Raw genomic sequence first — 14,565 nt, 5'->3', positions numbered from 1 at the left:
TCCGCCTCCTGCCCGTCATGCATTGGGTCAGATCAGACCGTATTGGCGAGCCTTGTTGCGCAGGAAAGGCAAGCCATTGCCCATCACTTCGGCCTCGTCCTTCGCGACCGGCCGCCAGACGGAGAGGCCATAGGAGACTTCCGGCGGCATGTTGATGAAGCTTTCCATGGCAAGTCCGCCCTTGAAGCCGATCGCCGCGAGCGTTGCGTAGATCTCGTCCCAGGGGCAGTTGCCGGTGCCCGGGGTGCCGCGATCGCTCTCTGACAAGTGAATATATTTCAGGTGCTCGCGAGCGGCCAGAATACCATTGGCGGCCCCCTTCTCCTCGATGTTCATGTGATAGGTGTCGAGATGGACAAAGATGTTGTCGGCGCCGACTTTCTCGAGCATCCAGACGGCCTGCGCGCCGGTATTTATCAGGTGGTTCTCGTAGCGGTTCACCGCCTCGATTCCGAGCTCTATGCCGCGCGTCTTGGCGTGCTTGGCGGCGACGGTCAGCACATGCGCGATGTTGTCGTATTCCTTTTCGGTGGGTGGCAGGCCGGTGCGTTCACCGATACCACCGAAAATCACACCGGAAAGCGCCAGAGCGCCCATCTCTGCAGTCTTGTCGATGGCCACTTTGAGATGTTCGATGGCGGCATCCGGCCGCACCGAGGCCCAGGCCCGCTCCGGCAAGCCAAGCGAGCAAACAGCTGGAAGATTGTGCTTTTCGAGCAAGGCGCGCGTATGCGCGGCATCGACCGCCGGCGCGTTCAGAAGCGCGATCTCGATAAAGTCCATGCCGTATTTGACGGAAGCGGCGATCGCCTTCTCTGCGCCCGCCCGGTCCCAGTTCATCGTCCACATCGAGGTGTGGACCCCAAAACCATGCATCTAACTCACCCTTTGTTTGTGTTTAGGAACTTTAGGCGCCCGGCAGCCCAGCGCAGGATCATCACCGTGATCATCAAAATGCCCCAGACCGCCGTCGCCAGATGCTGGTTGGCGCCCATCAGATTGAGTCCAGAGGACAGAAGCTGGAGCACCACGAGCGCGACGAAGACAGGGATCACGCGACCGAAGCCGCCGAACGGATTGACCCCGCCAAGAAAACAGGCAAGCACAGTGATCAGCAGGTAGGACTCGCCGTGGCCGACACGCACCGAATTGAAGCGCGCCAGCATGATGATACCGGCGACCGCGCACATCGCACCGGACAGTGTGTAGACCAGAACCTGCACCTTGCGCGTATTAATGCCGGAGTAGCGCGTGGCCTCGATGTTGGAGCCGATCATATAGGTGTTGAAGCCTAGCTTCATGCGTGTCAGCAGGAGCTGCCAGATCAGCACACAGGTGATGAAAATGAGCAACGGAACCGGGATACCAAGAATCGAACCGTAGCCGATCGGCGCCAGGAAGCTGGGAAAGCCGGACACGTCGCCGCCATGCGTCAGGAACTCACCGAGACCGCGCAGGAAAATCATCATCGACAGCGAGACCAGGATCGGGTGAGCCTTGGTGTTGGCGATGACGAGCCCCATGATCAGTCCACTAAGTGCTCCGACCGCAAGGGCAAGGATCGCGCCAAGGACAAAGGCACCGATGCCCGCGTCGACGCCGCCCTGGCTTTGAAGGATCCAAGCGAGCGTCAGCCCGGCGATGTTGGCGGTGAAGGTGATGGCCAGGTTCAGGCCGCCGGTCAGGATCGGGAGCAGCATGGCGAGTGTGAGCAGGCCGAGCTCCGGCAGCTGGTAGGCGACGGAGCCAAAAGTGGCCCGGGAAAGGAAGTTCGGTGCGGCAATGCCGAACACGATCATGACTAACACGAACGCAGCAAGCGGACCTGCCAGTTCGGGGCCAAGCAAGTTGCGGACGCGTTCAATCACAGCCGTCATGAAGGCACCCGCCGGCTTTTCAGGAACGGCAGCAGGCGTTCGATGCTGGTGTTCGACAGGGTAATGGCGGCTAGGATGATGGTGCCGACGATCATCTTGAACGCGAAAGGCGACACGCCCATCAAATTAAGTCCGTTCTGGGTGATCGAGACCAACAGAACGCCAAGAATGCAGCCGAGCACGCTGCCTTTGCCGCCGCCAAGCCGTGCACCGCCAAGGACCACGGCTGCCAGGACGTCGAGTTCGCGCCCATATAGGGCGTTAGGCACGACTTCCTGCGCGTAATGCGCTTGGACGAGACCGGCGATGCCTGCCATCAGGCCAAGCCAGCCGAAGGCGATAAATTGCATGGCCCCAACATTGATGCCGAAGCGGCGCGCGCCTTCCGGATTGTCGCCAAAAGCGTAGAGTTGGCGACCAGTGGTCGTGCGCGTGATCAGCCCCCAGGTAGCGAATACGCACATGGCCATAATGAGCACGGGTAGGGTGATCTCCGCCCAGGTGCCGTCAGCCATCTCGCGCTCGAACAGCACCACGCGGGTGGTGAGCCAGTCCGGCAGATTGTAGATCGAAACGCCGCCTGTGAAGAACATCAGCAAGCCGAAAAAAATGTTGAAGGTCGAAATCGTGGCGACGATCGAGATGATCCTGAACCTGTGGATCAGGAAAGCATTGATGCAGCCCAACGTGACGCCCAATGCGCCAGCGATGGTGAGGCCGACAATCCAATTCCCGCCGCCGATCCAGCCAAGGACTATTGCCGTCAGATATTGCACCACGGAGGCGGCAACCGCGAAGGAGATGTCAATGCCGCCGGCAATCAGCACGACGAGCAGACCGACGGCGAAGATGATGTTGACCGAACTTGTGTTCAGGAGGTCAAACGCATTGCCGAGGGTGAAGAACCGGTCTGTCGCAAACGACAGAAAGGCGCAGATGACCGCGATCACGGCGAGCAAAGCCAGCTCTGTTGCATGAGAGCGGACAAACCTACGCATAGACCGCCTCTTCGATCGCCTGGAGGGACGTGGCGCCGGGAATATATTCGCTGACAACGCGCCCCTGAGCCATGTGCAGCACACGGTCCGCGTTGAAATAGACTTCCGGTACCTCGTCCGAGATCAGGATAATCGACAGGCCGCTGTCGGCCAGCTTGGAAACGATATTGAATATGCCGGCACGCGCGCCAACATCAACACCGACCGTCGGTCCGTCGAGGATCAGCAGTTTCGGTTGAGTGGCCAGCCATTTTGCAATGGCGACACGTTGCTGATTTCCCCCCGACAGGGTCGAAACCGCGTCTTCCTGCATTCCGATCCTAACGCCGAGATCCCTTATCCAGCTACTGACCAGGGACCTTTTGCGATCGCTCGAAATGAAACCGCCCGAAAGAACCTTGTCCAGCGAGGCAATGACAATGTTGTCGGCAATTGATTGGGGCTGAATGAGGCCGAGCGACAGCCGGTCTTCCGAAAGATAGGCGACGCCGGCGGCGATCGCGTCACGGTTGGAACCGAAGCGAACGGGCCTGCCATCCAGCACAACAGAGCCAGACCTCGGCTTGCGCATGCCGAACAAGGTCAACGCCAGCTCGGTGCGCCCTGCCCCAAGCAGGCCGGTGACGCCGAGCGTCTCGCCGCGCCGGACCGTCAATGACACATCCTCGAATTCACCGGGCCGCGACAGCCCTTTAACCTCAAGCATGACCGGGCTCGTGCTCAAATCGCGATGCAGGACGGAATAGTCGAAGGTCTTACCGGTCATCAGCTCGGTGATGCGCGATTGGGTCAGACCTTTGGTCGGATACACGCCAACCAAGGCGCCGTCGCGCAGCACCGTCACACGGCTGGAGATTTCGAGAACCTCCGCCAGGCGATGACTGACGAACACAACGGCAACGCCCGACGCCGACAGATTGCGCACAATGTCCAGCAGATAGTCGGTTTCAGATTGGGTGAGCGAGGCCGTCGGCTCGTCCATGAAGACAAGCTTCGCTTCGCCGACGAGCGCGCGCGCTATAGCTACGATCTGCCGCTGTGCGATTGGAAAATTGTGGAGTGCGAGATCGACATCGAGGGTAACACCAAGACGTTGCAAGGCGTTGGTCGCGACACGCCGCATTTCGGCATAGTTCACCAGTCGCGGCCAGCGGCCGATGACAGTCTGGAACGCGATGTTCTCGGCGACGGTCATCTCGGGGAACAGGGCGAGGTCCTGCCAGATGACCTGAATTCCGCCGGCCTGCGCCGTCACCGGCGACATATGGGCGTAGCTCTGGCCGTCATAGTCGATCTCGGCGCCGGCCTCGGGCCTGTACACGCCAGTGATGACCTTGATCAGCGTGCTCTTGCCTGAACCGTTCTCGCCGGCGAGGCAATGCACCTCGCCCGGCAGAACCTCGAAGCTGACATTCTTCAGCGCCTTGACGCCGCCAAACGTCATGTTGACATTTCGGAGCGATAGCAGCGGCCGTGACGCGGAGCCATCGGGTGCCTGATCAGCCATCGAGTTGAACCTGGATCTAATCGCGTTGACACATCCTCAGCCGGGCCGGCTCGAGGCCAGCCCGGCTGCCACAGCCTTGCGAGGCTTTACAGGCCCATCGCCGCAAGGCCGTCGACAGTGTCCTTGTTGATCGGGACCAGCTGATCGACGATGATGTTATGGTTTTCGAAGTCGGGCTTGACTGTCCCCAGCCCTTCGATCGTATCGCCATCCTTGACTTCTTTGCCCTTCATGAGCTGGTCGGCCAGCGTGACGAAAACCTCACCCGCCTGCTTCGGATTCCACATGAAGCCGCCGGAGATCGCGTCGCTCTTGATGAGCTTCTGTCCCTGCCCCGGCGAGAATGGGCCGAGCACGAATATCTGGCCCACCTTCCGGCGCTCTTCGATTGCGCGGCCAGCGCCGATCGGGCCTTGGCTGCCGAAGGCAAGGAAGCCTTTCAAGCCGGGATTGGCGGAAATCAGGTCAAGTGCAGTGCTGCGGCTCTTGTCCACATCCTCGGCGACGCCATAACGATCGCCGACAAGCTTCATGTCCGGATGGTTCTTCTTCAGATACGCGATTGCCGCATCGGCCCAGGCATTGTGCAGCGGCACCGTCAGCGAACCAACGAAGACTGCATATTCACCTTTGCCGCCCATCTTGTCCGCCAAGAGCTTGGCATGAGCCTCGCCGAAGCCGGTCGCGGACGCGAGTTCGAAATCCCAGTCGGCGCCCTTCTGGCCGGGCGATTCATGCGTGATGACGATGATGCCGGCGTCCTTCGCCTTCTGCAGGACAGGTTCAAGCACCTTCGCGTCATTCGGCACGACACCTATGACCTTGACGCCCTGTGCGATCAGATCCTCGATGGCGCGAACTTGCAGTGCCGGATCGGCACTAGTCGGGCCAACCATGAATGCGTCGACGCCGAGCTTCTGGCCGCGCTCCTTGATCCCCGCCTCCATTGCGTTGAACCAGGGAATGCCGCCGATCTTGACGACGACGCCGACTTTGCCGGCCTGCTGAGCCATGGCAGCGATTGATCCGCCAACCATAAGGGTCGCGGCGAGCGCCGCGATCATGATTTTTTTCATCTGTACTCCTCCCATAGCGTTCCCAAAGGGAACATACGTCCGCCACCGATTTGTGCTTGCACAATCGATGGTGCAAAAACTATCTTGCATCAAGATGCGCTCGTCGAGGGAGATATTGCTCCAGCGGGATATTGCTCTAAAGAGACCCTCCGGAGGGCCACATGGATCAGCAGGTCAAGAAGAAGGCGACGATCTATGATCTGTCCGTGCTATCGGGCAGTTCGCCGTCGACCGTGAGCGCGGTGCTGAATGGCACTTGGCGCAAGCGCCGCATCAAAGAAAGCACGGCGGAAACAATTCTCAGCCTCGCCGAACGCCACCAGTACACCACCAATCTGCAGGCGCGAGGCTTGCGACGGTCGCGATCGGGCCTGGTCGGCCTGATGCTGCCCATCCACGACAATCGCTACTTCTCCTCCATGGCGCAGACATTTGAGGGACATGTGCGCAGCCGCGGTCAATGCCCGGTCGTGGTCAGTGCCAGCCGCGACCCGGAAGAGGAACGGCGGACCGCGGAGACGCTGATTTCCTACTCAATCGACCAGCTCTTCATCGTCGGCGCCACCGATCCGGACGGCGTGCACGAGGTCTGCGAGGCGGCGGGACTGAGGCATGTCAACATCGACCTGCCGGGAGCAAAGGCGCATTCGGTGATCAGCGACAACTATGAGGGCGCGCGGATGCTGACGGAGGCAATCATCCGCCAATTCGGCAATGATGACCCCCTGCGGCCGGACGAGCTGTTTCTGTTTGGCGGCCGCAACGACCACGCAAGCCGCGAACGCATCGCCGCTTTCCATGCGACCAAAAAGGCACTGTTGGGCGCCGACCCTGATGACGGAGTACAGTCCTCCGGCTATTCGCCCGAGATAACGTTGCGTGCCTTCGAGGCATTTTGCCAACGCCGTGGCAAGCTGCCGCGCGCATTGTTCATCAATTCGTCGATCAATATGGAGGGTCTGCTGCGTTTCATGGCGGGCCGGCCGGCGGAGATGTTTAGCGAGCTTGTCGTCGGTTGCTACGACTATGACCCATTCGCCTCTTTCCTGCCCTTCCCCGTAATCATGGTGCGGCAGAATTTTGAGGCGATGATTGCGAAAGCGTTCGAACTGGTCAATGAACCGCCGACGGCCCCGCAGATTTTCCTGATTGCGCCGGAGTTGATCCAACCGAGGTCCGCTTTGAAAGGGCCGCTCGACACGCTGAAGGATATAGCGTGAGCGCCCCGAGAACGGATCTTTGCACAGCTCCCCGCACGCAGGTATCAAGACCCGAGACGTGTAGCGTCGTTATGGAAACCAGCGGCGGTTCGTACCTCACAGGGGTGCGCGGGTTTGCCTGTTCATGACGTGTGCACGGCTCTGATCTGAACCGGTCGGATGCAGCCGGCGTCGATCCCGTCGGGCAGGGCTCCGGGAACTGTCCTGTCCCTTGACAGTGGAAATCTGATTTCGGGCCAGTCCAACTGGCGGTTACTAGACGTATGGCCAACTCATGCGCCTAAGTTTGTCTACGGCTCGCGCGCACCTGGCAAGCCCGCCCACCTAGTCCCCAGCTTGGTGCAACAGCGCCCGTCCGGCTCCGCCGCACCCAACCGTGCGGCGGGCTTTTTCCGCGGTGGAACACCGGCGCGCAGGGAAGTTCGGCAAAGGCAGCAAACCCTTCGCCTCACAGTATTGCTGCGGGATCGCTTGTCCTGTCGCCCACGTTTCGATCGACAAGGTCATATCGACCGACAACGCTCGCTAGGGCTTCCCGATGATGGGAGTCATGCTTGGTCCTTTCTCGGCAGAGAGCCGGCAACAAGCCGAAGGCGTTCATAAAGAACAGCCTCGTCGAACTCGCCGTCCGAGAAGAGTGCCACTGCGGTCATGCTCAGGCGCTCCGCTTGCTGGCTACTAACCGAGATACCGGCCTCGGCGCAGACACGATGAAAGACCTCTGTTTCAACAAGGCCAAATCGCCAGGATAATATGCCACTCATTGAGACAGGCCCATGGCAGCTGCTTCGACGATCGCCTCGGTTAGCTCTTCGTCGGATGCGACCAAACAAGGCGGAGCCTGCCTAATTTGCTTCAGTGCCGTTTTCATCGAAACTGTGTCGCCATACTCGGCCCTATTTAGAAGTGCAGCGATGCTTGTTCTAGAACTGGAGTTACCCGTTGCGCATTGCTCATCCAATCCATCCCCAAAGACACGCCCCGCTGGGACTATTCCCGATTGGCTTCAATTGGATGTAACAAACGTACGGTTGCTCCACCGTTGCTTAGCCGCTCAGTCCGGAATATTGGTGAAAATTTATTCGGCCTGCGTCTTAATGCGATGGCTGTGTTTGGAGTGCGGGTGCATGCTACGGAGCTCTGGCCTTGGCCGGCTGTCCTTTATCGAATTCCAAATGCCCATATTGGTCGAGAAGCCGCCCAGGGCCTTGCAGGCCTTCAACCTCCCACACCTACGGCAAGGGTGGTCCTGTTCTAAGCGCTCGTTCGACGAACCTCGGAAGATCATCGTCGGTAGTGGGCCTACCTCTTCCGAGGCGGCGCCGCGTCCTCGAGTCCAACATTTGCGAGTAGAGCGTCAGAGCCTCATAGCCAAGCCAGATGCCACGTCGGTCCAGCTCAGCGTCGTGAACAACAATGTCTCGCTATATGGGGACTATGACTTTGACGTCGCTATTGGCCTGGTCGAGACGGACGCGAACGGCGCCATCAGGTATGAAGATGACGGCAGGCACCGTGCACGAGTTCGCTATAACTATCCGGTATATGTGAGCGTAGGTGCGCGAAAATATCCCATGGAGATGCCTCTGCACCGGTCCAGTATGCTGCCGTGGTCTTCGGCGGCCTGATGGCGGGGCTGGCAGGCGTTTCTTTCTGTCGGCCAAGCGGCGCGTTTCGTGCCGGACATGACCAACGGACGCGGCTGGCTGGCGATCATCATCCTCATCGCCGGCCTGTGGCGGCCCTACCCGATTTGGTAGCGGCACTAGTGTTTCCTTCCTCGACGCGCTGCAATTGCAAATCCAAGGCATCGGCATAGCCATTCCCTACCAATATATGTTGATGATGCCCTATGTTGCGGCGATCGTCGCGCTGATGATCCGTCGCTCGCGGGCCAGCGCCCCGGCCATGCTCGGCGTGCCGTACGCACGGAATAGGGCAGCGCTGTCCGAAGCCGCTGCTCGCTTTCAGTATTCCCGACCAGCACGGCTGTCGCCATCGAGCGCGTCCAAGCTTGTCTGGAGGCGATGAAAGCGAAGCTTGCCGGCTTGATATTTGTGGGGAAAAGGGTTTGTTGCGGAATAACGAATTGTTTGCCTGGTTGGCAATAAACAGCTCATCCATTTCAACGCGCGCCATTAGACAAGAGGAAAGCTCGATGACGGTTTCTCCAGACCAAAACGACCAGGCTGATCTCGTAGCAATTACCGCCGACATCGTTTCCGCCTATGTTTCGAACAATCCTCTGCCGGTCGGCGAGTTGTCGAAGCTGATCGGGGACACCCATGCCGCTTTGCAAGGGGTCGGCAAGCCCGTGGCTCCGGCCGCAGTCAAACTGGAGCCCGCGGTGTCGATTAAGAAATCGGTGACACCGGATTTCATCATCTGCCTGGAAGACGGGAAGAAGTTCAAATCCTTGAAGCGTCATATTGGGACGCATTACAATCTGAGCCCTGACCAATACCGCCAGAAATGGAACCTGCCCTCGGATTATCCGATGGTGGCGCCGAACTACACGGCTACCCGCTCGGCCCTGGCAAAATCGATAGGCCTGGGGCGCAAGGCAGCAGTGCCAGCAATAGCTGCGGCAGAAAAACCAAAACGAGCTGTTCGCACCGCGGCAGCGACAACCGCAATCAAGTCGCCGGTGAGGAAGGCGCGCAAGGCACCCCTTAAAGCTTAGAGTGCTGCACCCAACGTATGTGCTAGTCAGCAGCGGACCTGAACATGGCGAAGCCCCGCCTTTTGCGGCGGTGCTCCGTTTGGGCGGATGACTCTGCGGTGGGGCGGACCAGATGAGGGAGAACTCGCCCTCGGTCTCGGTTTCGACCAGGCTCGCATAGATCGGAGCGGGGAAGCTCGGATCGTCGAGCTTGACCGAGTGATAGTCGCGGCCCGCGCGCGAGGTCTTCTTCCATGCGGCGCCGAACTCGGTAGCGCCGGCGAAGATGCGGAAGCATTTCTCATTCGACTTCGACCGGGGTGAACCTCACCGTCCTTCACGCCGAGGTGGCGGCGATCCGAAGTGACGCTGGCGCCTCGCGCCAGTTGTTTGTGGCGGCTTTGGAGCGCCGGCTGACGCTCATCGCTCCGTGCCGTTGGTGATCGCTACCAAGCGGTCAAGACAAGGCCCGAGCGCCTTGAGGCTCCCAACCTGTCCGCCGAGGATGTGAACGCGTGCTAGATAAGCGCTGGGTTCTGTCGGCAATTTGTCACCAGGCGCGTAGAAGCCTGCTTCGATCTGGTCACGCAGCGCATCTGCGCCTCCGAAACGAACGACCTGCGGGACGTTCGATGTTCGACCTGCTGCATGGGTCCTCCAACTTTTGCGGGCCATGACGTCGCATACACCCGGCGCAAGATAAAATCGAAGTCATCATACGAAAATTCAGCTTCCGAGGGCGAGATTGCTAAAGTCATCATGTGTCCTCTGCTATGCACCGCATCTCGCTCGCCGGTCGGCTGCGCGCTTTTCCAGCAGGCAGAACTGCGGGCGATGGCGGCGATGATTGTCCTCGGATAGCGAGCTGAGCGCGTGCAAGCCGCAGGTATCAATTAGCGGACGTCAGCTCAATGCAGTAATCGGCCGAAAGGGGCCGCCATAATTCGCCTGGCCTATTCGAAGGAATAGGTAAACCCTTGGCCTGAGGCGCCAACCGTGACCTTCGTCATCTTTTCGCCCGTGAGCGACCGGTTCAGCACGCCGCGGCTCAGTTCCGGAAGAAGCGTGTTGGTTAGGATGGCGTCAATCATTCTGCCGCCGGATTCGATCTCCGTGCAGCGGGTCTTGACCAGATCCATTACACCGTCGCCGATTACCAATTCCGCATCGTTGGTCGCGCGCAGCCGGCGAGCAATCTTGGCGAACTGATGACGGGTGATCGCTTCGATCATCGAATCCGAAAGCGGAAAGTAGGGGATGGTCACCACCCGGCCGAGAAAGGCCGCAGGGAAGACTTTCAGCAATGGGCTGCGTAATGCGGTGTCCAGTTCGTCGAGCCCTGCCCGGACCGCGCCATTCCTTGTCCGGTCCATAATCACTTCGGAGCCGACATTCGACGTAAGAAGGATCAGCGTGTTCTTGAAATCGATGCGTCTACCTTCACTGTCGTCCATCATCCCTTTGTCAAAGACCTGGAAGAAGATTTCGTGCACGTCTGGATGCGCCTTCTCGACCTCGTCGAGCAGGATCACCGAATAGGGTTTGCGTCGCACGGCCTCGGTGAGAATTCCTCCCTTGCCGTAGCCGACATAGCCGGGCGGCGCGCCCTTCAAGGTAGAGACCGTATGCGCCTCCTGGAATTCAGACATGTTGATCGAGATCAGGTTCTGCTCTCCGCCGAAAAGCGTTTCGGCCAGTGCCAAGGCGGTTTCGGTCTTGCCGACGCCCGAGGGGCCGCAAAGCAGAAATACACCCACCGGCTTTTCCGGAGCGCCGAGACCGGCGCGGCTGGTCTGCACGCGCTTGGCGATCATCTCCATGGCGTGATCCTGTCCGACAACGCGCTCGGACAGAGTGGCCGCGAGCCGCAGCGCCTTCTCGGTCTGACTCGACAGCATCCGCCCCGTCGGGATGCCCGTCCAGTCCTGGACCACCGCCGCCACGGCGTTGCGGTCGACCGATGGCAGGATCAGCGGTGTTTCGCCTTGCGCCTCGGCCAGTTCGCTCATCAGTTCGCGCAGCCGAGCGAGATCGGCAGCCGGATCGGGAGGAGAAGTACCGCCTCCCGCCGCAACCTTCGTCCCGGCGTTGGACCGTTCGGTCTCCGGCAGGTCCACGCTCTCTGTCTCAGTGGCGGCCTCCTGCCCTTTCACGGCATCGAGAGGCACGCCGTCACCGCGTAGCCTGGCGCGCAGTTCGAGTATCTCGGCCACCAGCGCCTTTTCGCGCTCCCAGCGCTGTTGCGCGGCTACTAGCGTGCGTTCGGTCTCAGCAAGCCCAGCCTCGACCCGTGCCTGCCGCTCAGCCACTTCGATGCCGATTGCAGCCTCGCGGCCGATAATGCCGCGCTCGACCTCCAGCGCCTGACGACGGCGCATGATGTCCTCGACCTCGGCCGGCGTGGCGTGCTGCGATACGGCGACACGCGCGCAGGCGGTGTCGAGAAGGCTGACCGCCTTGTCCGGCAACTGGCGCGCCGGGATGTAGCGATGCGACAGGGCGACCGCCGCGTCGATCGCCTCGTCCAATATCTGCACTTCGTGGTGCTGTTCGAGAACGCCGGCTACGCCGCGCAACATGAGGATGGCAACCGATTCCGAAGGCTCGTCGATCTTTATCACCTGGAAGCGGCGGGTCAGTGCCGGGTCTTTTTCGATGTGCTGCTTGTATTCCGACCAGGTCGTTGCCGCTATCGTGCGAAGTTCGCCGCGCGCCAGCGCCGGCTTGAGCAGATTGGCAGCGTCGCCGGTTCCGGCAGCACCACCGGCACCGATCAGGGTATGAGCTTCGTCGATGAAGAGGATGACCGGCGCTTCAGAGGATTGAACTTCGTCGATTACGGCCTTCAGCCGCTTTTCGAATTCACCCTTTACGCTAGCGCCTGCCTGCATCAATCCAACGTCGAGCATGCGCACGCTCACTCCCTGCAGTGGGGGCGGCACATCGCCTTTGGCGATGCGCAGAGCAAAACCCTCCACGACTGCGGTCTTGCCGACACCCGCCTCCCCGGTCAGGATCGGGTTGTTCTGGCGGCGCCGCATCAGTATGTCGACAATCTGCCTGATCTCCGGATCGCGGCCGACGACCGGATCAATCTTTCCGTCGCGGGCGCGCTGAGTCAGGTCGGTGGCATATTTGGCCAGTGCCGAATCCCCCCCCGGAACCCGCCGCGGCGCCTCTGCCGCGGCGACCGTAGGCGAAGCGCCGGCTTCGAGTGAGCCCTCCGTGATATCGGCGAAGCGCGCCACTACGGCGTCGGCGTCAATTTTGTCGAACTCGCCGCTGATCTTCGACAGCAGGCCTTCCAGTACCGGTGTCTTCAGGCAAGCAAGCAGAACATGTGCGCTGCGAACCTCCTCCACGCCGAATTCCAGTGTTGCCAGATTCCATGCCTCCTGGATGGCGTGGAAGATATGGTCCGAAAACTCTTCGATCGAGGTTGCGCCATAAGGCAGTTTGTCCACCGCGCGCGTCATATCGGCCGTAAGTCGGCTCGCATCCAGTCCCGCATCGGCGATCATCATTTGCACATCCGAGCGGTCGGAGAGCACGAGCTGCTCAATGAAGTGGACGAGTTCGACGTAAGGATTGCCGCGCAGCTTGGCGCTGTCGGCCGCTGCCTTGAAGGCGCGCAACCCTAGAGGATTGAGCTTGCCGACCAGTTCCTTGCGCTTGAAACTCTGCGATGACCGGCGCTGTTCCATCGAACGTGCTCCTGCACTCTGCAAGTGGATAACCTGCCACATAAGCAGCCGCTTGACAAAGTGCGGGATGAACAAAGGTTTCGATCCCCGTTTATGCGGGCTCCCATCATTGGTGGAAGATCCTGCATCGCCGGCTGCAAACAACCACGAGCCTGAGATCCCAGGCACGACATTTCCGGTCCAGGGCTCGGCAATCACGCCTTTCGGATTCCACAATCAAGACAAGGCTGCATTAGCTTTTGTTAATTTTTCCGCACTCGCTGAATTGTGGAAAAGCGCAACCGTGTGATAACGTAGGGGCAGGTCGGCCTCAGGGCCGGCGACTGGGGGATCGGTGTGATCGACGTCGCACTCTGGCTTGCTCCGCTCGACGGTGAAAATCCGTCGGGAGAGGATTTGCGTAACGATCCGGCGTTTCACGAACTGGAGCGCCTGACGGAGCCCCAGGTCAAGGTTGTCCATGACGGCAACAACAGGCCGGTCTCGCAAAGCACCATTCCCGTTGACTGGCCAGCAGTGCTCACCAAGGCTGAGGAATTGCGCGCGCGTGGCCGCGACTTGCGCCTGATTGTAATTGTCACACGCGCACTGGCCAACGAGCAGGGACTGGCCGGGTTGGCGCAGGGTCTGACGCTTATTGGGCGGACGTTCGACCTGCATTGGGAAACCATGCACCCGGCGCTGCGCCCCAACACGTCGCCTCGCGAGGCCGCCTTGCGCCGCATCAACGCGCTGCTCGAACTTCAAAATGGTCAGGACGGGCTGCTGGCCAACCTGCGGCAAATGACTTTCTTTGCGCCACGCTCGATCGGGCCGATCAGCGGACGCGACCTGGAACACGCTGCGCTCGACGACCGCGTCATGCTGCAAGAAGCAGCGTCAGGATTGAATGCGGCCGAAAAGGCAGCGCTTGTCAGTGCGCACGGACAACTGTTGAATCGGGTCCGTGCCGGGTGCGCGGCACAGGCGGATCAAGCCAATGAGGAAATGCAGTCGCTTATCGCCAATGCGCGCGCGGCGGTCGCGGCACTGGAAGCCGTCGAGACAGCCCTCAACGCTCGCCTTGAAGGCAGCGGCGGGACCACCATTCCGGAATTAAAACGGTTCCTGCAGCGTTTGTTGACAACCCTCGAGCGCAACTCGGCTGCCGGCGCGATGGCGAATGGCTCGGCAAAGCCGTCCCCTTCGCTTGCAGAACCGGTAATGCCTGCCCGAAACGGTCATGGAGCCGATGCAATGGCAAGTGTGGCTGGCTGCGCGGACTCGAGCACCCGACTCCCTGACAGGATTTCATCGCGCGACGACGTGGTGAAATGCCTGGACCTCGTAGTCGCCTTTTATGACCGCACCGAACCGTCGAGCCCGATTCCCCACCTCGCCCGCCGTGTGCGCCGGATGGTGCATATGGATTTTGTAGAACTGATGGAAGATCTCGCCCCGTCGGGATTGAAGGAGTTCCGGCTTCTTGCCGGCGTTCCCGATGCCAAGAAGACGGCTCAGAAGGATGAAAGGTAGCAAGCA

10 protein-coding genes and 2 pseudogenes are annotated in these 14,565 nt (G+C 60.3%); 4 read left to right on the top strand and 8 right to left on the bottom strand.

Going from position 1 to position 14,565, the window contains the following annotated elements:
• Positions 1-27 precede the first annotated feature (27 nt).
• The 5 genes from NKH16_RS17125 to NKH16_RS17105 form a co-directional block, all read right to left on the bottom strand.
• Positions 28-876, bottom strand: coding sequence for a sugar phosphate isomerase/epimerase family protein (locus NKH16_RS17125; protein ID WP_352648972.1), 849 nt, complete (start codon positions 874-876; stop codon positions 28-30).
• A 5-nt stretch (positions 877-881) separates the two neighbouring features.
• On the bottom strand, positions 882-1,877 hold the full coding sequence (locus NKH16_RS17120) for an ABC transporter permease (protein ID WP_352900606.1): 996 nt from the start codon (positions 1,875-1,877) through the stop codon (positions 882-884).
• Positions 1,874-2,875, bottom strand: a complete 1,002-nt coding sequence (locus NKH16_RS17115; protein ID WP_352692789.1) for an ABC transporter permease — start codon at positions 2,873-2,875, stop codon at positions 1,874-1,876. Before NKH16_RS17115 ends, NKH16_RS17120 begins: the two co-directional genes overlap by 4 nt.
• Complete coding sequence (locus NKH16_RS17110; protein WP_352692791.1) at positions 2,868-4,382, bottom strand: sugar ABC transporter ATP-binding protein; 1,515 nt, start codon at positions 4,380-4,382, stop codon at positions 2,868-2,870. The genes NKH16_RS17115 and NKH16_RS17110 overlap by 8 nt, the downstream gene beginning before the upstream one ends.
• An 86-nt stretch (positions 4,383-4,468) precedes the next feature.
• Entirely contained in the window at positions 4,469-5,458 is a 990-nt protein-coding gene (locus NKH16_RS17105) for an autoinducer 2 ABC transporter substrate-binding protein (protein WP_352692793.1), read from the bottom strand.
• A gap of 161 nt (positions 5,459-5,619) precedes the next feature.
• Here NKH16_RS17105 and NKH16_RS17100 point away from each other — a divergent pair, with 161 nt between their 5' ends.
• On the top strand, positions 5,620-6,678 hold the full coding sequence (locus NKH16_RS17100; protein WP_352900603.1) for a LacI family DNA-binding transcriptional regulator: 1,059 nt from the start codon (positions 5,620-5,622) through the stop codon (positions 6,676-6,678).
• 2,158 nt (positions 6,679-8,836) lie between these two features.
• Positions 8,837-9,361: a Ros/MucR family transcriptional regulator gene (locus tag NKH16_RS17095; protein ID WP_352900600.1), complete on the top strand. Its 525-nt coding sequence runs from the start codon at positions 8,837-8,839 to the stop codon at positions 9,359-9,361.
• Positions 9,362-9,460: 99 nt separating this feature from the next.
• Here the strand turns inward: NKH16_RS17095 and NKH16_RS17090 are convergent.
• The 3 genes and pseudogenes from NKH16_RS17090 to tssH form a co-directional block, all read right to left on the bottom strand.
• Positions 9,461-9,634 (bottom strand): annotated as a pseudogene (locus NKH16_RS17090) (DUF736 domain-containing protein); the annotation flags it as partial.
• Positions 9,635-9,868: 234 nt separating this feature from the next.
• Positions 9,869-10,015 (bottom strand): annotated as a pseudogene (locus NKH16_RS35020) (FadR/GntR family transcriptional regulator); the annotation flags it as partial.
• A 278-nt stretch (positions 10,016-10,293) separates the two neighbouring features.
• Positions 10,294-13,044 (bottom strand): type VI secretion system ATPase TssH, encoded by a 2,751-nt coding sequence (tssH, locus tag NKH16_RS17085; RefSeq protein ID WP_352900597.1) that lies wholly within the window; start codon positions 13,042-13,044, stop codon positions 10,294-10,296.
• Positions 13,045-13,111: 67 nt separating this feature from the next.
• On the opposite strand from tssH, the gene NKH16_RS17080 reads away from it, so the two are divergent.
• Positions 13,112-13,333, top strand: coding sequence for a hypothetical protein (locus tag NKH16_RS17080; protein WP_352692803.1), 222 nt, complete (start codon positions 13,112-13,114; stop codon positions 13,331-13,333).
• 47 nt (positions 13,334-13,380) lie between these two features.
• On the top strand, positions 13,381-14,559 hold the full coding sequence (gene tssA, locus NKH16_RS17075) for a type VI secretion system protein TssA (protein ID WP_352900593.1): 1,179 nt from the start codon (positions 13,381-13,383) through the stop codon (positions 14,557-14,559).
• Positions 14,560-14,565: the final 6 nt, after the last annotated feature.

The organism is Mesorhizobium sp. M1307 (genome assembly GCF_040318155.1).
Classification (GTDB): domain Bacteria; phylum Pseudomonadota; class Alphaproteobacteria; order Rhizobiales; family Rhizobiaceae; genus Mesorhizobium.
Note: the sequence above shows the minus strand (reverse complement) of the source record. Positions and strands in the feature narration are given on the sequence as shown.

What these genes read in the sequence shown, in the direction of transcription:
- NKH16_RS17120 (WP_352900606.1), bottom strand. Translation starts at nt 1,877, where the DNA reads ATGACGGCTGTGATTGAACGCGTCCGCAACTTGCTTGGCCCCGAACTG.
- NKH16_RS17110 (WP_352692791.1), bottom strand. Translation starts at nt 4,382, where the DNA reads ATGGCTGATCAGGCACCCGATGGCTCCGCGTCACGGCCGCTGCTATCG.
- NKH16_RS17100 (WP_352900603.1), top strand. Translation starts at nt 5,620, where the DNA reads ATGGATCAGCAGGTCAAGAAGAAGGCGACGATCTATGATCTGTCCGTG.
- NKH16_RS17115 (WP_352692789.1), bottom strand. Translation starts at nt 2,875, where the DNA reads ATGCGTAGGTTTGTCCGCTCTCATGCAACAGAGCTGGCTTTGCTCGCC.
- tssH (WP_352900597.1), bottom strand. Translation starts at nt 13,044, where the DNA reads ATGGAACAGCGCCGGTCATCGCAGAGTTTCAAGCGCAAGGAACTGGTC.
- NKH16_RS17095 (WP_352900600.1), top strand. Translation starts at nt 8,837, where the DNA reads ATGACGGTTTCTCCAGACCAAAACGACCAGGCTGATCTCGTAGCAATT.
- NKH16_RS17125 (WP_352648972.1), bottom strand. Translation starts at nt 876, where the DNA reads ATGCATGGTTTTGGGGTCCACACCTCGATGTGGACGATGAACTGGGAC.
- NKH16_RS17105 (WP_352692793.1), bottom strand. Translation starts at nt 5,458, where the DNA reads ATGAAAAAAATCATGATCGCGGCGCTCGCCGCGACCCTTATGGTTGGC.
- NKH16_RS17080 (WP_352692803.1), top strand. Translation starts at nt 13,112, where the DNA reads ATGAACAAAGGTTTCGATCCCCGTTTATGCGGGCTCCCATCATTGGTG.